Consider the following 17,821-nt stretch of genomic DNA (forward strand, 5'->3'; position numbering starts at 1 on the left):
TGCTGAGCAGGAGGTTGAGATGGGATCGGTCATCGTCGGAGGCGCCCGGACCCCGATCGGGAAACTGCTCGGAGGTCTGCGGGACAAGAGCGCCACGGATCTTGGCGGCATCGCGATCTCCGCAGCGCTGGAACGCAGCGGTGTTCAGCCCGATCAGGTCGACTACGTGATCATGGGGCAGGTGCTGCAGGCCGGCTGCGGTCAGATGCCGGCCCGGCAGGCTGCGGTCAAGGCCGGGATCTCGATGGCGGTGCCGGCGCTGACGATCAACAAGGTGTGTCTGTCCGGGTTGAATGCGATCGCCCTGGCCGATCAACTGATCCGGGCCGGAGAGTGCGACATCGTCGTCGCCGGTGGCATGGAGTCGATGACGAACGCGCCGCACCTGTTGCCCAAATCCCGTACCGGCTTCAAGTACGGCGACGTCACGATGGCCGACCACATGGCCATCGACGGACTCTGGGACGCCTTCACCGATCAGGCGATGGGGTCGCTCACCGATCAGCACAATGACGGCTCGGTCAGCCGCGCCGAACAGGATGCCTTCGCCGCCCGCTCCCATCAGCGTGCCGCTCGGGCGATCGAGGACCGGACGATGGCCCAGGAGATCGTCGAGGTCCGGGTCCCGCAGCGCCGCGGCGACGACCTGGTGGTATCGGTTGACGAGGGAGTGCGACCGGACTCGACGGCGGAGTCGCTGGGGAAGCTGAAGCCGGCTTTCGGTCCGGACGGGACGATCACGGCCGGATCGTCCAGCCCGATCTCCGACGGTGCCGCAGCGGTCCTGGTGACCAGCCAGCAGACCGCCGAGCGACTCGGATTGACCGTGCTGGCCGAGATCGGGGCGCACGGCATGGTCGCCGGGCCGGACTCCTCGCTGCAACTGCAGCCGGCGAACGCGATCGAGGCCGCCTGCAAGAAGGCCGGGATCACCGTCGCCGATCTGGACCTGATCGAGATCAACGAGGCCTTCGCCGCCGTCGGGGTGGCCAGCGTCCGGGCCCTGGGGCTGAGCGAGGCCGAAGCCGACGCCAAGGTCAACGTCGACGGCGGCGCGATCGCCGTCGGCCATCCGATCGGGATGTCCGGTGCCCGGCTGGTCCTGCATCTGGCCTACGCCCTGCAGCGGCGGGGCGGCGGTACGGCGGCCGCAGCGTTGTGCGGCGGCGGAGGCCAGGGTGACGCGTTGATCATCTCGGCGCCGCGTCGATCCGCATGACGGCTGCCGACAGCCCGGCGGGATCGGGTTCTGATACCGAACCGGATCCGCCTGGACTGAGTGCGGCCGCCAACGAACTGATCGAGGCGGCCCGGGCGGGTCGACCGCGTGCGGTCGCCCGGCTGATCACCGCGGTGGAGAACGAGTCGGACGCGCTGCGGCCGTTGATGGCCGCCCTTGCCGCCGACACCGGGCGCGCGCACGTGATCGGGCTGACCGGCGCGCCGGGCGTGGGGAAGTCGACCAGCACCGCGGCGCTGATCGGTGCCTACCGAGACCGCGGCGTACGGGTCGGGGTGCTGGCCTTCGATCCGTCGTCCCCGTTCACCGGCGGTGCGTTGCTCGGCGACCGGGTCCGGATGCAGGAGTACGCCCTGGACTCCGGCGTCTTCATCCGGTCGATGGCCTCCCGCGGACACCTGGGTGGCCTGTCGGTCGCGGCGCCGCAGGCGCTCCGGGTGTTCGACGCGGCCGGCTGCGACGTGGTGCTGGTGGAGACGGTCGGCGTGGGGCAGTCGGAGGTGGAGATCGCGGCCACCGCCGACAGCACCCTGGTGCTGCTGGCTCCCGGGATGGGGGACGGCATCCAGGCGGCCAAGGCCGGGGTGCTGGAGATCGGCGACATCTTCGTGGTCAACAAGGCCGACCGGGACGGCAGCCAGGCGCTGATCCGGGAGATCCGGACGATGATCTCGCTGGCCGACCGTGGACCGGAGGAGTGGCGGCCACCGATCGTCCGCACCGTCGCCTCGGCCGGTGAGGGGATCGACGAACTGATCGGCGCGCTGGACAACCACCGGTCACAGGCCGAGGCGTCCGGGAGTTGGCAACAGCGCCGACTGCACCGGGCCCGTACCGAGATCGAGGCGTTGGCGCTGGCCACTCTGCGTCGCCGGGTCCGGCTGCAGGACGGCACCGAACTGGACCGGCTGGCCGCCGCCGTCCGGGACGGCGGGCTGGACGTGTACGCCGCGGCCGACCGGTTGACCCGGGCGATCGCCGCATCGGTCTGACCACCCGGTCCTGAGCCGGTCTTCGGCGTGCCGTCGCACGATCTGATGCTCGACGGGGTACAAAGAGACTCGGAGTTCGCCTGCGTTCTTCCCCAACGCATACGACGAGGAGTCAACCGTGAAGTGGATCAAGCGCATCGTGCTGGCGCTGGTGGTGATCTTCGCGCTCTTCTACCTGTTCACTCGGCCCACCGATGCCGCGGACGCGGTGCGCGGGGCGTTCGGAGCGGTAGGCAAGGGTGTTGATTCGGTGATGACCTTCTTCACCTCGCTCGCCGCTTGAGCGGAACGGGCTCGATGGCCGGCTTCTGGCGCAAGTTCGCCGATCCACGGGTCTCCAGCCACCTGATCGCCGACGAGGGTGAGATCGTCGTCGACGAGGTCCGTCGGCACCCGATGGCGTTCGTGCTGCCGGTGCTGATCATTGCACTCGGGCTGCTGGTGATCCTGACCGCGTTCGTGGTGCCGGTGCAGATCGCACTGCTGCCGATTGTGGTCGGCCTGGTGGTGATCGGGATCGGCGGCTATCGGATGTTGGCCGCGCACATGGATCGTTTCGTGATCACCAACATGCGGGTGTTCCGGGTGCGCGGGATCTTCAGCCAGCACACCGCCACGATGCCGATGTCGCGGATCCTGGACATCTCGGTGCACAAGCCGATGATCGGCCGGATCTTCTCCTACGGGCACTTCGTGTTCGAGTCCGCGGCCCAGGACCAGGGGCTGCGGGACATCCGCTACGTCGCTCGGCCCGACGAACGAGATCTCACCATCCAGCGGGTCATCCAGCGTTCGGGCCTGCGATCCAGCATGCGCCCGCTGAGTGACGGACGGGAAGCCCGTGGCGGCGATGACGACGACCTCGATCTCGACCTGCTCGACGACGGCGACCCGACCGACGGCAGTCGCACCCCGACGCCGGAAGAGGATGCCGCCTGGCTTGCCGGGAACGGACCGGCCCGGGACCCGGTGCACGGGACCGAGATCCCGAGCCGGGACGTGATGGCCCACGAGACGGCCGGGGATGGCGCCGATGAGAGCCGACACTGGACCCAGGCCTGGTCGGTACGGGATCGCGCCGAGCATCAGCGGGCCCGACAGCAGGTGGCCGGTTCCGAGGCGCCGAACAGATCGCTGCGGGACCGGCTGCCGGGTGCAGCCCGGGTGACGTTGAGTGAGTCCGACCCCGACGACGCCGACCGCTCGGGCTCTCGGGTGCCGACCGGGGCACGGTCCCGACGCAGCGACACCGAAAACGGTACGGAAGAATCGGACGAGCAGGCACCCGATGACACCACCGGAAGCAGGAGCTGATCACCATCCCAGGAACGCAATCCGCCGCCGCTCGGACCCAGCGCGCCGCCGCCACGGGCAATGCGCCGGAGCACGGCGTGCCCGAACGGCATCGACTGCCGTTCGATCCGATCGCCGCAGCCGCTCGGTCCTGGGAGCAACGCTGGCCGGAGCGGGACCGGATGGAGGCCGTCACCTCCCTGATGCGGGTGCACCAGCTGGTGATCACCGAGTTGGACGAACGGCTCCGCCCGCTCGAGCTGACCTTCGCGCGGTTCGAGGTGCTGGTGCTGCTCGCCTTCTCCCGTCGGGGTTCGCTGCCGTTGGGAAAGATTGGCGAGCGGCTGCAGGTTCATGCGACATCGGTGACTCCGCTGGTGAAACGGCTGGAAGCCAGCGGCTATCTGACCCGCAACCGGCATCCGGAGGACGGCCGCGCCGTGCTCGCCGAGATCACCCCGGCCGGCCGGCAGATCACCGAGCGCGCCCGCGCCGTGATCACCGATGCGCAGTTCGGCCTGGGCTCGTTGGATGAGGAGCAGTGCCGTGCGCTGACGGCGATGCTGGCCGCACCTCGTGCGGCAGCGGGTGATTTTTGATCATGCCCGGGTGGTGGTGCACCGGGGCACGCTGCCACAGCTGATCACAGGTTGCATCGCCGACCTCCCGATGGAGGCCTGTGAGCGTCGGCCACGGTCCGGCTGCGGGCAGAGCAAGATCATCTTCGCCGCGCCGAGGCTCAACGCTTGCCCGGGCCGGCTACTGCGCGGGTCAGTGCGTCGGCGACCTCGGCGGTCTGGGCGTCGCGCAGGGTGCTGGCCGAGATCCTGATGTGATCGGTGGCCGCAGTGGCACCGAACCGAGAGCCCGACATGACGGCGATCCCGTGTGCAGCAAGGGTGACCATCGCAAAGCGCTCGTTGACGACCGGCAGCCAGATGTTCATGCCACGGACGGTCGGGACGTCCAGCCCGCGGGCGCGGAGTGCCGACTCCAGGGCCGCCCGTCGACGGTCGTAGGTGGCGGCAGCTCGCTGGACGCCACGGCGGATCTCCGAGCTGGTCAGCATGGCGGCCAGGCACTCCTGCAGGATGCGGCTGGACCAGGCCGAGCCGTACTGCCGGTAGTCGCTGATCCTGTCGATCACTGCGGCCGGGCCTTCCAGGATCGCCAGCCGCAGATCGGGTCCGTGGGACTTGGAGTAGGAACGGATGTAGACCGACTGTTCCGGTGCGGTCGCCGACAGCGTGTGGATCGGACCGTCCACCAGGGGCCCGAACCCGTCGTCCTCGATGATCAACATCTCCGTCCCGGCCAGCACCGCGGCCAGCGCGTCACGGCGGCCGGCCGTCATTGCCACACCGAGTGCATTGTGCAGACTCGGCTGCAGCACCAGCGCGGTCGGTCGAGCGGACAACGCCGACCGCAGGGCGGAGGGCAGGATTCCTTCGGCGTCGCGCTCGAGATGGACCGTGCGGGCACCGGTCAGGTCGATGATGTCGAGCATCCGGGCCGTCGACGGGTCCTCGACCAGGACGATGTCGCCCGGCTGGATGAAGGTGTTCAGCGTGATCATCAACGCCTCGTAGCCACCGTTGGCGGTCATCAGCGAGCGTGCGGGGTAGGGCCACTCGGCGCGTGCCGCCCGATCCAGGGTCTCGACGATCCGGGTTCGGGTGTAGTCGTTGAGGTCGGCCGGTCGAGGCAGCGTTGCCAGCACGGCCATCGGGTCGGGGAGCAAGGCAGGATCCGGTGCGGACAGCTTGAGATCGAAGCGCAGCCCGCTGCCGAAGTCGCCTTCGCTCTGGTAGCGCACCGGTCGGGGCGTGGTCGGCGCGCCGGCGACCTGCATACCCGAACGCCCGCCGCCGACCAGCACATCGCGGGCCCGAAGCCGCTGCCAAGCGCTCGAGACGGTCGCGGGGCTGACGCCGAGTACCGCTGCGAGATCGCGGACCGGTGGCAGCCGGGCGCCGGGTGGGATCTCGCCGTGCTTGATCAACTGGCCGAGATCCGCGGCCAGATCCTTCGCCGTCGGACTGGGGAGCCGTTCGGCGAGCCAGTCGGTCCCGATGGCCTCGTTCATGATCAGAAATGTACAGTAACGTTTAGGTATTGTACATATCATCGTCATGGCCATATCGTGATCGGAATCAGTCGCCCCAGCACTCCGAGGATGGATGTCGTCGATGACCATGACGGTTCGAATGGCCTTACGTGATTGGGATTGGTTGACACCACTCCTGTTGGGTGAGACCGATCGGCGGGCCCTGGACCGGCATGGTGTCGAGCTGGACATTCATCGCGTGCCGGCGTTGGTCGACCTGTCGAGCGGGACCGACTTCGAGGTCGCCGAGACGTCGCTCAGCCGCTATGCCCAGCACATCGCGGCCGGCGCGACCGACGTCACGGCCCTTCCGCACTGGATGATGCAGTCGTTCCGGCATCGCTGCATCATCGTGTCCCGCCAGAGTTCGGCGCACGCGGTGCGGGACCTGCGCGGTGGCGCCATCGGCTTGACGGGTTGGCAGGACTCCGGCAACACCTGGACCCGCGCCGTGCTGGCCGAGAGCGGCGTCGGCATCGACGACGCCCGCTGGGTGGTCGGTCGGTTGACCGCGCACCATCCGGTGCAGGATCGGTTGGCCGGGTTCGGCAGACCGGGGCACATCGAGGCGGACCCGCGGGAACGCCCGCTGATGGAGATGCTGTCGGCGGGGGAGTTGGACGCAGTGCTGACGCCCTTCATGCCGACCGGCTTCTTCGCCTCCGACAGCCTGTGGCGGCCGTTGCTGGACGATCTGGCGGGCGCCGAGGCGGCCTACGCCGACCGGCACAACTTCGTGCCCGGCATTCATGTGCTGGGCTTTCGGAGTGACTTTCTCCGGTCGCACCAGGAGATCGCCGTCGAGATCAGCGCTGCCCTGGTGGAGTCGCGACGGATCTGGACCGAGAAGCGCCGGCGCTACGCCGAGACGTCGATGTGGATCATCGACGATCTGCTCCGGGAGTCCCGCGTGCTGCCGGCCGGTTGGGACCAGCCAGGGCTCGATCGCCAGGGCGAGATGGTCGCTGCGTTCTCAGAGCAACTCGAGCGGCAACGACTGCTGCCGGCGGCGCCGGCCGTGTCCGATCTGTTCCCGATCGACATCCCCGCGGCGTACGACGCCCGCCCGACGTTCGCACACCGCTGAAGGAGAAATGACGATGAAGATAGCCCTCGGCCAGATGCGGGTGGCGGACGACTGGCAACAGAATCTGGCGTCGATCGGTGACCTGGCCGGTCGCGCGGTCGACGAGGGGGCCCGGCTGCTCGTGCTGCCCGAAGGCATCATCGCCCGTGACCCCGACGACCCGGACCTGCCCCGACGTGCCGCGCAACCGGTGGACGGGCCCTTCGTCAGCGGCCTGCGCGACCTGTCCGAACGGCACGGGCTGGCGATCGCCGGGACGGTGCACGTTCCCGATCAGGGAAAGGCGATCAACGCACACGTCGTGATCGACCGGGGCGACCTGATCGCCCGCTACGACAAGCTGCATCTCTACGACGCCTTCGCCTCGCTGGAATCCGATCATGTCGTTCCCGGGGACGAGGTGCCACCGATCGTACGGATCGACGACTTCGCCTTCGGGCTGATGACCTGCTACGACGTCCGGTTCCCCGAACTGGCTCGCGCGCTGGCGGTAGCCGGCGCCGATGCGCTGCTGCTGCCGGCGGCCTGGGTCCGTGGGCCGTTGAAGGAGGACCACTGGCGGGTGATGGTGACCGCCCGTGCGGTCGAGAACACCGTCTACCTGATCGGAGTGGGCGAGATCAGCGCGCGCAACATCGGTCGCTCCCTGGTCGTCGACCCGCTGGGTGTCACGATCGCAGCCGGTGCCGAGCAACCGACCCTGCTCGTCGCCTCCCTCGACCGTCGACGCATCGAAGAGGCCCGATCCTCGCTGCCGGTCCTGCAGAACCGACGATTCGGCACGCCGGTCCTCGGTCGCCACCGGTCATCAGAAGCTGTCCGTTGAACCCGATGATCACCGCATGATCATCTGAACCGGAAGGTCTGTTCCATGATCAACTCCCGGACTCGTACGAGGAACCGTCGCCGAGCCGCCGTGGTCGGCACCGCTCTGGTCTCAGCACTGCTGACCTTCGGCTGCAGTGCACAGGATCCTGATCAGGTCGGCCCGAAGAACGACGACGACACATCCACGGCGGCGACGAAGCAGCCGACGTTGAAGACCGATCCGCAGCTGCGCGCGATGCTGCCGGCCGACATCAAGAAGAGCGGGAAGTTGGTGTCGGTGAACAGCGGGTCCTTCCCGCCCTACCTGATCGTCGGTTCCGATCACAACACCACCGGCGCGAGTGCGGATCTGCTGAACGCGCTCGGGCAGCTGTGGGGTGTCAAGATCACCGAGAAGACGGTGGACAGTCTGCCGAGCGAGCTCACCGGGATCTCCTCGGGCCGCTACCAGATGGCGTTCGGCCCGGTGGGCGACTTCAAGGAGCGCCAACAGTCCAACGACTTCGTCGACTACGTGCAGGAGTTCGTCGTCTTTGCCGTCCCGAAGGGCAACCCCAAGAAGATCACCGGACTGGAAAGCGCCTGCGGGGCCAAGATCGCCGCGCAGGCGGGTGGCAGTGCGGAGAAGGTGATCAAGGATCAGCAGAAGAAGTGCGCCGCGGCGGGCAAACCCAAGCTCACCGTGATGAGCTTCAAGGATCAGCCGTCGTCGATCCTGGCCGTCCAGTCCGGCAGGGCCGATGCGTTCTTCTCCTCCCAGGCGCCGTTGACCTACTTCGTGAAGGAGTCCGGCGGGAAGCTGGAGCTGGCGGGGACCGGCCAGCAGAACGGATTCGAGGACCTGTACCAGGGTGCAGTGGTCAAGAAGGACTCGCCCCTGGTCCCGCTGCTGCAACAGTCGCTGCAGAAACTGCACGACAACGGCAGCTACGACGCGATCATGAAGAAGTGGGGCTTGGAGGCGAACATGATCGACAAGCCCGGCAAGAACATGGCGGTGAGTTGAGATGTCCGCCGTTCCGGCTAACGATGTCGCTCCCGCGGCCGGCCGCGACGTAGCGGGTGCGACCCATCGGATCCGCTGGGGGCAATGGATCGCGCGGGTCGCGGTCGTCCTGATTGCGATCGGGTTGATCAAGTTCCTGATCACCAACGAGAAGTTCGAGTGGTCGGTGGTCTGGGCGTGGTTCCGGGCACCGTCGGTCGGGAAGGCGCTGTGGACGACGATCTGGCTGTCGGCGGTCTCGATGGTCATCGGTCTGGTCTTCGGCGTGCTCGTCGCGGTCGCCAGGATGGCGCGGAACAGGCTGGTCAGCGGATTGGCCGGTGTGTACGTCTGGTTCTTCCGCGGCACCCCGCTGCTGGTGCAGTTGATCTTCTGGTTCAATCTGGCCGCACTGCTACCGCGGCTGTCGATCTCGATTCCGTTCGGGCCCGAACTGGTCTCCTGGGACACCAACCAGGTGATCACGCCGGTGACGGCGGCGATCCTCGGACTGGGGCTGAACGAGGTCGCCTACATGGCCGAGATCATCCGCGGTGGGCTGCTGTCGGTCGACCCGGGACAGCGCGAGGCGGCCAAGGCGTTCGGGATGAACAGTGGTCGGGCGCTGCGTCGGGTGGTACTGCCGCAGGCGATGCGCTCGATCATCCCACCGACCGGCAATCAGCTGATCAACATGGTGAAGGCGACGGCGATGGTCTCGGTGATCGCGATGTCGGATCTGCTGTACACGGTGCAGTCGGTCTACAACCGCACCTTTCAGACGATTCCGCTGCTGCTGGTGGCCGTGGTCTGGTACCTGATCGTGACGACGGTGCTGAACATCGTCCAGTCCTTCATCGAGTTCCATTTCTCGCGGGGCACGGCGGCAGGAGAATCCTCCTTCGCCGCGCTGGTCACCGGCTGGTTCCGCAGCCGACGGCCGGCGGCGCAGCTGACGGGTGGTGATCCGCGATGAGCGCGGCGGCAGCCGATTCCCGGACGAGGAGGACCGGCAGGATGAATGCAGTCCCGACCAGCGGAGGACCGATGAAGGCCGAGACCGCGACAACCGACGTGCCGACAGCCGGAGCCGGCGACCAACCGCCGGTCGTCGTCGCTCGTGACGTGCACAAGTCGTTCGGTCGGGTCGAGGTGTTGAAGGGCATCGACCTGGACGTCCGGCGCGGCGAGGTGGTGGTGATTCTCGGCCCGTCCGGCTCGGGCAAGTCCACCTTCCTGCGCTGCATCAACCACCTGGAGGAGATGGACGCCGGCTCGATCACGGTCGGCGGCGTCCAGATCGGCTATCAGGTGCACGGTGATCGACTGGTGCGTGCCTCGGATCGGCTGGCCGCCCGGCAGCGGCTCACGGTCGGCATGGTGTTCCAGCAGTTCAACCTGTTCGGCCACATGACAGCTCTGGAAAATCTGATCGAGGCGCCGGTCGGCTTGCACCACGTCCCGCGGGCGGCGGCCAGGGGACGGGCCCTGGAGTTGCTGGAGATGGTCGGGCTGGGCGACCGTGCGGATGCCTATCCCCGGCAGTTGTCCGGCGGGCAGCAGCAGCGGGTGGCGATCGCCCGGGCGCTGGCGATCCAGCCGGAATTGCTGCTGTTCGACGAGCCGACCTCGGCCCTGGACCCGGAACTGGTCGGCGAAGTGCTGGCGACGATGCGCCAGCTGGCCGACGAGGGCTACACGATGATCATCGTGACCCACGAGATCGGCTTCGCCCGGCAGGCCGCAGACCGGGTCGTCTTCATGGACGACGGTGTCGTGGTCGAGGCGGGGCAGCCTTCGGCGGTCATCGACGCGCCGCAGCATCCGCGGACCCAGTCCTTCCTGGCGCGGATCCACTGAGCTGGATCCAGACTGAGTCAGGTCGGCCTCCGGGAGGCCTTCGGGCGTGATTTAGTAGGACGTCCTAGTATTTGTCCTGGAGGTGGTTCCCATGACGACCGCTGATGACGCAGGCGCTGCTGCCGAGGGCCGCCGCCGATGGGCGCAGGCGTACGCCGAGGCCGAGGCTGCGGGCAGGGTCCGGGAGGCGGACTTCAGCACCTTGTCCGGGACCGAGGTCGATCCCGTCTACGGGCCGCCCGAGGGCAGTGCGGATCCGCGGATGGAGCGGATCGGTTGGCCGGGGGAGTTCCCGTACACCCGGGGTCTGTATCCGACCGGCTATCGGGGTCGGTCGTGGACGATCCGGCAGTTCGCCGGCTTCGGGAACGCGCAACAGACCAACGAGCGCTACAAGATGATCTTGAAGGCCGGCGGCGGCGGGCTGAGCGTCGCCTTCGACATGCCGACCCTGATGGGCCGGGATTCCGACGATCCGCGCAGTCTCGGTGAGGTCGGGCACTGTGGGGTGGCGATCGACTCGGCCGCCGACATGGAGGCACTGTTCGACGGCATCGACCTCGGGGGCGTCACGACGTCGATGACGATCTCGGGTCCGGCCGTTCCGGCGTTCTGCATGTACGTCGTCGCCGCCGAGCGCCAGGGTGCCGACATCAGCACCCTGAACGGCACCCTGCAGACCGACATCTACAAGGAGTACATCGCCCAGAAGGAGTGGCTGTTCGCTCCCGAGCCGCACCTGCGACTGATCGGCGACCTGATGGAGTACACCAGCTCCACGATGCCGGACTACAAGCCGCTCAGCGTCAGTGGCTACCACATCCGTGAGGCCGGCTCGACCGCAGCGCAGGAACTCGCCTTCACCCTGGCCGACGGATTCGGCTACGTCGAGCTCGGGCTGTCCCGAGGTCTGCACATCGACCGGTTCGCACCCGGCCTGAGCTTCTTCTTCGACGCCCATGTCGATTTCTTCGAGGAGATCGCGAAGTTCCGCGCCGCACGCCGGATCTGGGCGCGCTGGATGCGCGATCGGTACGGCGCCACGACGGCCAAGGCGCAGTGGCTGCGGTTCCACACCCAGACCGCCGGCGTCTCGCTGACCGCGCAACAGCCGTACAACAACGTGGTCCGGACCGCCGTCGAGGCGATGGCGGCGGTGCTCGGGGGCACGAATTCCCTGCACACCAACGCCTTGGACGAGACGTTGGCCCTGCCCACCGAGCGTGCCGCGGAGATCGCGTTGCGGACCCAGCAGGTGATCGGCGAGGAGACCGGGGTGGCGAACGTTGCCGACCCGCTCGGCGGATCCTGGTACGTCGAGGAGCTCACCGATCGGCTGGAGGCCGAGGCGGAGAAGATCTTCGCCCAGATCGAGGAGATGGGCCAGATCGGTCGGACCACCGAGCACCCGATCGGGCCGATCACCGCAGGACTGCTGCGCGGCATCGAGGACGGCTGGTTCACCTCGGAGATCGCCGACGCGTCCTTCGCCTATCAGACCAAGCTGGAGAAGGGCGACAAACTGATCGTCGGGGTCAACAGCCACACCGAGTCGATCACCGACGAGCTGGAGATCCTGCGGGTCAGTCACGAGGTCGAGACCGAGCAGCGCTCGGTCCTGCAGCGGCGCCGCGGTGCGCGTGATCAACAAGCGGTCGATGACGCTCTTGCTGAGATGATCGCTGCCGCGCGGGGAACGGACAACCTGATCGAGCCGATGCTCGCCGCGGTGCGTGCCGAGGCGACGATGGGGGAGATCTGCGATGCGTTGCGGACCGAGTGGGGCGAGTACACCGAACCGGCCCGGTTCTGAGTCCCGCTCAGGCTCAGCCGATCCTGCTCAAGTGATCTTGGTCGTCGCTGTCGCCACCGATCGCCGCGGCATAGGCCGCGGCCAGCCGCTGCATCGCTGACGGTCCGTCGCGATGCCGAGCCGGGGCACCGAGATGGAGGGTGCGTAACTCGTCCATGAAGTCGTCCCAGAGATCGCTGCCGCCCTCCTCAAGGACTTCGGCGCGGACTCGGAGACGACGACTCGTCGGCCGATGTCGACGACCCCAGGCGCCGAGCTGGGCGAAGATCGGCACCAGCTGGATCGCTTCCTCGGTGAGGCTGTAGGCGGCGCGCTTGCCGTGCCCCGCCGACTCCCGGGTGAGCAGACCGGAGGCGGTCAGGCGCTTCAGCCGGTCGGCCAGGATGTTGGAGGCGATGCCTTCCTCCGAACCGTTCAGCAGCTCGCGGAAGTAGCGCCGGTTGCCGAACATGATGTCTCGCAGCACCAGCAGACTCCAACTGTCGCCGAACGCTTCGACTGCGGCATTGATCGGGCATCCCGATCGTGGCTGTCTGGCCATGGTCCTCCTCGCAGCACCAACTGCTTGCAACTTACCACCGGGCTGGCTACGATCTCGCTAAGTGATTGCAATTCGCAATCGGTATCGGACGGAGTGAGTCATGGGCCGGTTGATCTACTCGATGATCACCTCGCTGGACGGCTACGTGAGTGATCGGGAGGGCCGTTTCGGTTGGGGTGCCCCGGACCGCGAGGTGCACGAATTCGTGAACGAGCAGTTCGCCGGCGTCGGCACCTACCTCTACGGCCGGGCGATGTACGAGACGATGAGCTACTGGGAGACCGCCGACCGGGAGCCCGGGCAGGACCCGTTCATCCTGGACTATGCCCGGCAGTGGCAGGGCACCGACAAGATCGTCTACTCGACCAGCCTCGACCACGCCGACAGTACGCGGACCACGATCGTGCGCAGCTTCGACCCGGGCGAGGTCGGCCGGCTCAAGGCCGAGTCCGACCGCGATCTCACTGTCGACGGCCCGACCCTGGCCGCGCAGGCGATCCGTGCCGGACTCGTCGATGAGTACCAGCTCTTCGTCGCCCCGGCGGTCGTCGGCGGCGGCCGGAGGTTCTTCCCCGACGACGTCGAACTCGATCTCGAACTGGTGGACGAGCGACGCTTCGGCAACGGCGTCGTGCATCTGCGGTACATTCCCCGCGACCCTCGGAGTTGATCACCGTGACCTCGAACGATTCGAAGTTGATCATGGAGCCGGAACGACTGATCGATGTCGGTGCCGTCGAGTTGTGTGTGCAGGCGTTCGGCTCCCGGGAGGATCCGGCGATCCTGTTGATCAGCGGGCTGGCGTCGTCGATGGACTACTGGGACGACGATTTCTGTCGGCAGCTGGCGGCAGGTTCACGACGGGTGTTGCGCTACGACCACCGCGACACCGGCCGTTCGACCTCGTGCCCGGCGGGGCGGCCGGACTACACCGGGCGGCAGTTGGTCGAGGACGTGGTCGGCCTGCTCGACGCGTTGGGCATCCGAACGGCGCATCTGGTCGGCGTATCGGCCGGTGGTGGCGTGACCCAGGAAGCCGCCCTGACGCACCCCGAACGGGTCGGCTCACTGACCTTGATCGCCACCAGCCCGGCAGTTGCGACCCACCGGCAGCTGCCAGCATCGATCGAGCCCGTCGCGTCCTATTTCGCCGATCCACCGCCGGAACCGGACTGGGCCGACCGGGCAGCGGTGATCGACTACCTGGTCGACGCGCAACGCACCTTCATCGGCGCCGGCTTCTTCGACGAAGCAGTGGAGCGACGACTCGCCGCCCGGGTCGTCGACCGGACGCGCGACATCGCCGCTGCCAGTGGCAATCACTGGCTGTGCGAGCCGGGCGATCAGGTGCGGGGGTCGCTGACGCAGATCGATCGGCCGACACTCGTGCTGCACGGCGACCGCGACGCCTTCTTCCCGTTCGGGCATGCCGAGGCGCTGGCGGCGGAGATCCCCGGTGCGCGGCTTGTGCCGCTGCAGGGCATGGGCCATCAGTCGCCGCCGTCACAGGTCTGGCCGATCGTCGTACCGGAGATCCTGCGGCTGACTGGCTAGTGTGTGCGTCTCAGCCGCGGTTGGGGTCGGCCAACGGCCAGCCGGCCGCCGCCAGCCGTGATCGCACCCGGGCGACGTCTTCCTCACGGGGCATCTCGTCGGTGAGCTTGGTGATCTGCACCCCGATGTCGACGTTGGTCGCACCGTCGATGATCTCCGCACCCTGGTTGCGCCGGATGATCGCCTCGGCGATCTGGTGCACCTCCTCGGAGGACAACCGGCGCGCCAACAGGGCGAACAGCGGAACGTAGTCCTGTTCGGGGACTCCATCGGGATAGCCGACCCGCAACCAGTTGATGATCGCGGCCAGGAACGAGGGCGTCACGGCCGGTCGCCGCCGGCGGAGTCCTCGGTCGGCACGTCGAGCTCATCGGCCAACGGCCAGCCGCCGGCGGTCAGATGTGCCGAGACCCGCTGGATGTCGGAGGCGGACGGCTGTTCGTCCAGGACGCGACGGATCAGCTCCTCGATCTCGTCCTGGCCGATGACGCCGTTGGCCAACGCCGCCGATCCCTGCGCCGTGAGTTCGCCGACGATCTCGCGGACCTGATCGTCGGTCAGTCGTCGCTTGAGCAGGGCGACGACGGCGAACCGATCGGTCGGCGGGATCCCGTCGGGGTAACCGGCGGTGAGCCAGCCGAGCACTCGGCGGACGACCGACGTACCTCGCTCGTCGGTCTGGGGAGTGTTCGTGGCCATCTCGGCTCCTCTCCGTGCTCGAACACCGACGATCAGTGCGGGAAAAGTTGTTTGCCGAAGACGATCACGACAATACCGAACAGCGCAACGGCGATCACGACGCCGAAGATGACGTAGGCCAACGCTCGGCCCGACGAACTGGTCTCACCGGTGACGGTGCCATCGGCGTTCACGGTCCGTCCGGCGTTCAGCGAACGCAGGCCGAGGGCGAACAGCGCGGGCAGGCCGGCGCCCAGCAGGATGCCGACCGCGATGACCTTCCACAGCGCGCTGAGGGTTTCGGTGACGATCTCTCCCATGATGTTCTCCTCAGGCCTTGGCCACGTCGGCCGGAATCGTCTCGTCGGCCGGAGCGACGCCGCCCTGCCACTCGGAGTTGACGTTGTCGGGATCGACCTTGGTCCGGCGGGACCGCAGATACATGGACGCCGACGCGGCGATCAGCAGCGCCAGCACGACGGCGGTGCCGACGTTCGGTCCGAGGGCACTGGCGATCAGGTGGCACAGTGCTCCGACGATGCCGGCGGCGGGCAGCGTGATCAGCCAGGCTGCGACCATCCGGCCGGCGACGTTCCAGCGGACCTCGGCCCCCTTCTTGCCGATGCCGGAACCGAGGATCGAACCGGTCGCGACGTGAGTGGTGGACAGCGCCATGCCGAGGTGGGAAGAGGTCAGGATCGCCGCTGCCGAAGCGGTCTCGGCGGCCATCCCCTGCGGCGACTCGATCTCCACCAGTCCCTTGCCGAGTGTCCGGATGACCCGCCAGCCGCCGATGTAGGTTCCGGCGGCAATGGCGATCGCGCAGGCGAACTTGACCCACAGCGGGATCGATTCGGTGTTGGTCCATGATCCGTACGCGATCAGCGCCAGGGTGATCACCCCCATTGTCTTCTGCGCGTCGCCGGTGCCGTGTGCCAGCGAGACCAGCGATGCCGAACCGATCTGGCCCCAGCGGAAACCCTTCTCCCGAGCTCCGGGCGCCACCTTCGCGGTGATCGTGTAGACCAGCCGGGTGCCGATCGCGGCGACCAGCGCGGCGATCACCGGGGCGAACAGGGCGGGCAGGATGATCGAGGTCACCACGCCGCTCCACTTGACGCCACCCCAGCCGAGCGCGGCGATGGCCGATCCGATCAGCCCGCCGAACAAGGCGTGGGAGGAACTGGAGGGCAGTCCGAGCAACCAGGTGGTGAGGTTCCACAGGATGCCGCCGACCAGACCGGCGAACACGATGGTCAGGATTGGCACGCCCATCAGGTCGGCCAACGGGGCGCCGTTCTCGCCCTGGATGTCGACGACCTTGTTGGTGACGGTGAGCGCGACCTCGATGGACAGGAACGCGCCGACCAGGTTCAGTACCGCCGAGAGGGCGACGGCGGTCCGGGGCTTCAGGGCGCCGGTGGCGATGGACGTCGCCATCGCGTTCCCGGTGTCGTGAAATCCGTTGGTGAAGTCGAAGGCCAAGGCGACGACGATCACCACGACGAGGATGAATAAGGCTTCCACACAGCAGAGTCAACGCCCTCGAAATCGTTCCCGTCGAGCCGAGAAGCGTTGCTCGGCGAGATGTTGCTGAATGTTCAAACGACGTGGTGCGGTGTTCACCGATTGTTCATCTGATGCCCGACGTGGCGACCTTTGCCGAGCGCCGTCCCGTCGCCTGCTGGTAACCCTGGAGCTCGGCGACGCGGTGCCACGAATCCTGCAGCCGATGATCAGTCGCGACCGGCGAGGACGCAGAACTCGTTGCCCTCCGGGTCGGCAAGGCAGACCCAGCTCTCCTCGCCGGTCTGGCCGACATCGACCCGCTGGGCCCCGAGCGCGAGCAACCTGGCCACCTCGGCGTCCTGATCCCGGTCGGCCGGACTGAGGTCAAGGTGGACCCTGTTCTTGATCGACTTCTCTTCGGGTACCCGGGCGAAGGTCAGCGTCGGCGCGATCGGTCCGGATCGCGCCGGCTGGGCCGGCGTGTCCGCCGGTGCCGGCCCGATGCTGACGATCTCGTCGTCCTGTTCCAGCACCGCATAGCCGAGCACGGTGCACCAGAAGTCGGCCAGCCGTACCGGGTCGGCGCAGTCGATCGCGAGTTCGGTGAAGGTGCTGGTCATGGTGGTCTCCGTTCGGCCGCCGATGCGGATCATCGGCCACGTTAGCTGTGTCGGCGAGCAGCCGCGCGGTGTCGGGCGCAGAGCATCTGCCAGGATCGCGCTGTGCATGGTCCGACGCCGGAGAAGAAGGTCGACAGGGAAGCGCTGACGACGGCTGGCTTGGGCTTGGACTACTCGGTGCTCCGGCTCGCCCGGACGACGGGGGCCTGGGTGGCCGCGGGGCAGGTGCTGGCCGAGCGGGTGGCCGCCGTGCTCGACGGGTCGGTGGCCGCCGTCGAACCGGTCGGCTCGTCCTCAGTACCAGGGCTGCTGGCCAAACCGATCATCGACCTCGCCGTCGGTGTCCGATCCGATCAGCGGTTCGCGCCGGTGCAGCGCCGCCTGCTGAACGACGGCTGGATCTATCGGGGTGATGCCGGTAGCGACGGCGGTCGACTGTTCGTCCTGGAGACGCGGCCGCGGTACCGGGTGGCCCATCTCCATGTCGTCGGACACGGCGACGAGCAGTGGCGGAACTATCTGCGGTTTCGCGATCTGCTGCGGCGTGACCCTCGAGCTCGACGTCGCTATGAGGCGGTGAAGACCGCCCTTGCCGCCGAGGGCGTCGACCGGCGCAGCTACACGGCGGGTAAGACCGAGGTGGTCGCCGCACTGCTGCATGCTGACCGTGCGCTCGGCGAGGAGGGCCGACGCGCCCGGCGTTCACTACCATGA

21 protein-coding genes are annotated in these 17,821 nt (G+C 67.7%); 14 read left to right on the plus strand and 7 right to left on the minus strand.

The window, feature by feature from the left end; translation table 11 throughout:
- Nucleotides 1-19: 19 nt before the first annotated feature.
- From BLU38_RS27540 to BLU38_RS27555, 5 genes are all read left to right on the plus strand, one after another.
- Nucleotides 20-1,219, plus strand: a complete 1,200-nt coding sequence (locus BLU38_RS27540; RefSeq protein ID WP_091529707.1) for an acetyl-CoA C-acetyltransferase — start codon at nucleotides 20-22, stop codon at nucleotides 1,217-1,219.
- The gene (gene meaB, locus BLU38_RS27545; RefSeq protein WP_091529710.1) at nucleotides 1,216-2,232 is read left to right on the plus strand and encodes a methylmalonyl Co-A mutase-associated GTPase MeaB; all 1,017 of its coding nucleotides are present in this window, start codon (nucleotides 1,216-1,218) and stop codon (nucleotides 2,230-2,232) included. The genes BLU38_RS27540 and meaB overlap by 4 nt, the downstream gene beginning before the upstream one ends.
- Nucleotides 2,233-2,350: 118 nt before the next feature.
- Nucleotides 2,351-2,515 (plus strand): hypothetical protein, encoded by a 165-nt coding sequence (locus tag BLU38_RS31275; RefSeq protein ID WP_172836236.1) that lies wholly within the window; start codon nucleotides 2,351-2,353, stop codon nucleotides 2,513-2,515.
- A gap of 14 nt (nucleotides 2,516-2,529) precedes the next feature.
- Nucleotides 2,530-3,546, plus strand: a complete 1,017-nt coding sequence (locus BLU38_RS32210; RefSeq protein ID WP_091533268.1) for a PH domain-containing protein — start codon at nucleotides 2,530-2,532, stop codon at nucleotides 3,544-3,546.
- A gap of 77 nt (nucleotides 3,547-3,623) precedes the next feature.
- Nucleotides 3,624-4,124, plus strand: coding sequence for a MarR family winged helix-turn-helix transcriptional regulator (locus tag BLU38_RS27555; protein WP_091529713.1), 501 nt, complete (start codon nucleotides 3,624-3,626; stop codon nucleotides 4,122-4,124).
- Nucleotides 4,125-4,264: 140 nt separating this feature from the next.
- Here BLU38_RS27555 and BLU38_RS27560 read toward each other — a convergent pair whose 3' ends face one another.
- A complete protein-coding gene (locus BLU38_RS27560) occupies nucleotides 4,265-5,611 on the minus strand; it encodes an aminotransferase-like domain-containing protein (RefSeq protein WP_172836237.1) in 1,347 nt (448 codons plus the stop codon).
- A 103-nt stretch (nucleotides 5,612-5,714) separates the two neighbouring features.
- Here BLU38_RS27560 and BLU38_RS27565 point away from each other — a divergent pair, with 103 nt between their 5' ends.
- From BLU38_RS27565 to BLU38_RS27590, 6 genes are all read left to right on the plus strand, one after another.
- Nucleotides 5,715-6,719: a substrate-binding domain-containing protein gene (locus BLU38_RS27565; RefSeq protein ID WP_197679895.1), complete on the plus strand. Its 1,005-nt coding sequence runs from the start codon at nucleotides 5,715-5,717 to the stop codon at nucleotides 6,717-6,719.
- A gap of 13 nt (nucleotides 6,720-6,732) precedes the next feature.
- A complete protein-coding gene (locus tag BLU38_RS27570) occupies nucleotides 6,733-7,545 on the plus strand; it encodes a deaminated glutathione amidase (protein ID WP_091533270.1) in 813 nt (270 codons plus the stop codon).
- Between the two features lie 45 nt (nucleotides 7,546-7,590).
- A complete protein-coding gene (locus tag BLU38_RS27575; protein WP_091529721.1) occupies nucleotides 7,591-8,553 on the plus strand; it encodes an ABC transporter substrate-binding protein in 963 nt (320 codons plus the stop codon).
- Between the two features lies 1 nt (nucleotide 8,554).
- A complete protein-coding gene (locus BLU38_RS27580; RefSeq protein ID WP_091529724.1) occupies nucleotides 8,555-9,508 on the plus strand; it encodes an amino acid ABC transporter permease in 954 nt (317 codons plus the stop codon).
- Nucleotides 9,509-9,579: 71 nt separating this feature from the next.
- Nucleotides 9,580-10,392: an amino acid ABC transporter ATP-binding protein gene (locus BLU38_RS27585; RefSeq protein WP_091533273.1), complete on the plus strand. Its 813-nt coding sequence runs from the start codon at nucleotides 9,580-9,582 to the stop codon at nucleotides 10,390-10,392.
- Between the two features lie 91 nt (nucleotides 10,393-10,483).
- Nucleotides 10,484-12,205 (plus strand): acyl-CoA mutase large subunit family protein, encoded by a 1,722-nt coding sequence (locus BLU38_RS27590; protein ID WP_091529728.1) that lies wholly within the window; start codon nucleotides 10,484-10,486, stop codon nucleotides 12,203-12,205.
- Between the two features lie 13 nt (nucleotides 12,206-12,218).
- Here BLU38_RS27590 and BLU38_RS27595 read toward each other — a convergent pair whose 3' ends face one another.
- On the minus strand, nucleotides 12,219-12,746 hold the full coding sequence (locus BLU38_RS27595) for a winged helix-turn-helix transcriptional regulator (protein ID WP_091529731.1): 528 nt from the start codon (nucleotides 12,744-12,746) through the stop codon (nucleotides 12,219-12,221).
- 100 nt (nucleotides 12,747-12,846) lie between these two features.
- Between BLU38_RS27595 and BLU38_RS27600 the strand changes: the two genes are divergently transcribed.
- Together BLU38_RS27600 and BLU38_RS27605 are read left to right on the plus strand one after the other, a co-directional pair.
- Complete coding sequence (locus tag BLU38_RS27600) at nucleotides 12,847-13,416, plus strand: dihydrofolate reductase family protein (protein WP_091529733.1); 570 nt, start codon at nucleotides 12,847-12,849, stop codon at nucleotides 13,414-13,416.
- Between the two features lie 5 nt (nucleotides 13,417-13,421).
- Nucleotides 13,422-14,300 (plus strand): alpha/beta fold hydrolase, encoded by an 879-nt coding sequence (locus BLU38_RS27605; protein ID WP_231920069.1) that lies wholly within the window; start codon nucleotides 13,422-13,424, stop codon nucleotides 14,298-14,300.
- Between the two features lie 10 nt (nucleotides 14,301-14,310).
- Here BLU38_RS27605 and BLU38_RS27610 read toward each other — a convergent pair whose 3' ends face one another.
- The 5 genes from BLU38_RS27610 to BLU38_RS27630 form a co-directional block, all read right to left on the minus strand.
- On the minus strand, nucleotides 14,311-14,625 hold the full coding sequence (locus BLU38_RS27610) for a DUF3349 domain-containing protein (protein ID WP_091529739.1): 315 nt from the start codon (nucleotides 14,623-14,625) through the stop codon (nucleotides 14,311-14,313).
- Nucleotides 14,622-14,999 carry a DUF3349 domain-containing protein gene (locus BLU38_RS27615; RefSeq protein ID WP_091529743.1) on the minus strand — a complete coding sequence of 126 codons (378 nt, stop codon included), beginning with the start codon at nucleotides 14,997-14,999 and terminating at the stop codon, nucleotides 14,622-14,624. Before BLU38_RS27615 ends, BLU38_RS27610 begins: the two co-directional genes overlap by 4 nt.
- Before the next feature lie 32 nt (nucleotides 15,000-15,031).
- Nucleotides 15,032-15,298 (minus strand): hypothetical protein, encoded by a 267-nt coding sequence (locus tag BLU38_RS27620; protein ID WP_091529749.1) that lies wholly within the window; start codon nucleotides 15,296-15,298, stop codon nucleotides 15,032-15,034.
- A gap of 10 nt (nucleotides 15,299-15,308) precedes the next feature.
- Complete coding sequence (locus BLU38_RS27625; protein ID WP_091529754.1) at nucleotides 15,309-16,505, minus strand: inorganic phosphate transporter; 1,197 nt, start codon at nucleotides 16,503-16,505, stop codon at nucleotides 15,309-15,311.
- Nucleotides 16,506-16,714: 209 nt separating this feature from the next.
- On the minus strand, nucleotides 16,715-17,107 hold the full coding sequence (locus BLU38_RS27630; protein ID WP_091533277.1) for a VOC family protein: 393 nt from the start codon (nucleotides 17,105-17,107) through the stop codon (nucleotides 16,715-16,717).
- A 102-nt stretch (nucleotides 17,108-17,209) separates the two neighbouring features.
- On the opposite strand from BLU38_RS27630, the gene BLU38_RS27635 reads away from it, so the two are divergent.
- Nucleotides 17,210-17,821, plus strand: a complete 612-nt coding sequence (locus tag BLU38_RS27635; RefSeq protein ID WP_157683759.1) for a GrpB family protein — start codon at nucleotides 17,210-17,212, stop codon at nucleotides 17,819-17,821.

This window comes from Microlunatus soli (assembly GCF_900105385.1).
Lineage (GTDB): Bacteria > Actinomycetota > Actinomycetes > Propionibacteriales > Propionibacteriaceae > Microlunatus > Microlunatus soli.

Bases quoted from the DNA above. Each gene is read 5' to 3' on its own strand.
- BLU38_RS27590 (WP_091529728.1), top strand. From the start codon at position 10,484: ATGACGACCGCTGATGACGCAGGCGCTGCTGCCGAGGGCCGCCGCCGA.
- BLU38_RS27565 (WP_197679895.1), top strand. From the start codon at position 5,715: ATGACCATGACGGTTCGAATGGCCTTACGTGATTGGGATTGGTTGACA.
- BLU38_RS27560 (WP_172836237.1), bottom strand. From the start codon at position 5,611: ATGAACGAGGCCATCGGGACCGACTGGCTCGCCGAACGGCTCCCCAGT.
- BLU38_RS27540 (WP_091529707.1), top strand. From the start codon at position 20: ATGGGATCGGTCATCGTCGGAGGCGCCCGGACCCCGATCGGGAAACTG.
- BLU38_RS32210 (WP_091533268.1), top strand. From the start codon at position 2,530: ATGGCCGGCTTCTGGCGCAAGTTCGCCGATCCACGGGTCTCCAGCCAC.
- BLU38_RS27600 (WP_091529733.1), top strand. From the start codon at position 12,847: ATGGGCCGGTTGATCTACTCGATGATCACCTCGCTGGACGGCTACGTG.
- BLU38_RS27585 (WP_091533273.1), top strand. From the start codon at position 9,580: ATGAAGGCCGAGACCGCGACAACCGACGTGCCGACAGCCGGAGCCGGC.
- BLU38_RS27630 (WP_091533277.1), bottom strand. From the start codon at position 17,107: ATGACCAGCACCTTCACCGAACTCGCGATCGACTGCGCCGACCCGGTA.
- BLU38_RS27615 (WP_091529743.1), bottom strand. From the start codon at position 14,999: ATGGCCACGAACACTCCCCAGACCGACGAGCGAGGTACGTCGGTCGTC.
- BLU38_RS27575 (WP_091529721.1), top strand. From the start codon at position 7,591: ATGATCAACTCCCGGACTCGTACGAGGAACCGTCGCCGAGCCGCCGTG.
- BLU38_RS27570 (WP_091533270.1), top strand. From the start codon at position 6,733: ATGAAGATAGCCCTCGGCCAGATGCGGGTGGCGGACGACTGGCAACAG.
- BLU38_RS27595 (WP_091529731.1), bottom strand. From the start codon at position 12,746: ATGGCCAGACAGCCACGATCGGGATGCCCGATCAATGCCGCAGTCGAA.
- meaB (WP_091529710.1), top strand. From the start codon at position 1,216: ATGACGGCTGCCGACAGCCCGGCGGGATCGGGTTCTGATACCGAACCG.
- BLU38_RS27580 (WP_091529724.1), top strand. From the start codon at position 8,555: ATGTCCGCCGTTCCGGCTAACGATGTCGCTCCCGCGGCCGGCCGCGAC.
- BLU38_RS27620 (WP_091529749.1), bottom strand. From the start codon at position 15,298: ATGGGAGAGATCGTCACCGAAACCCTCAGCGCGCTGTGGAAGGTCATC.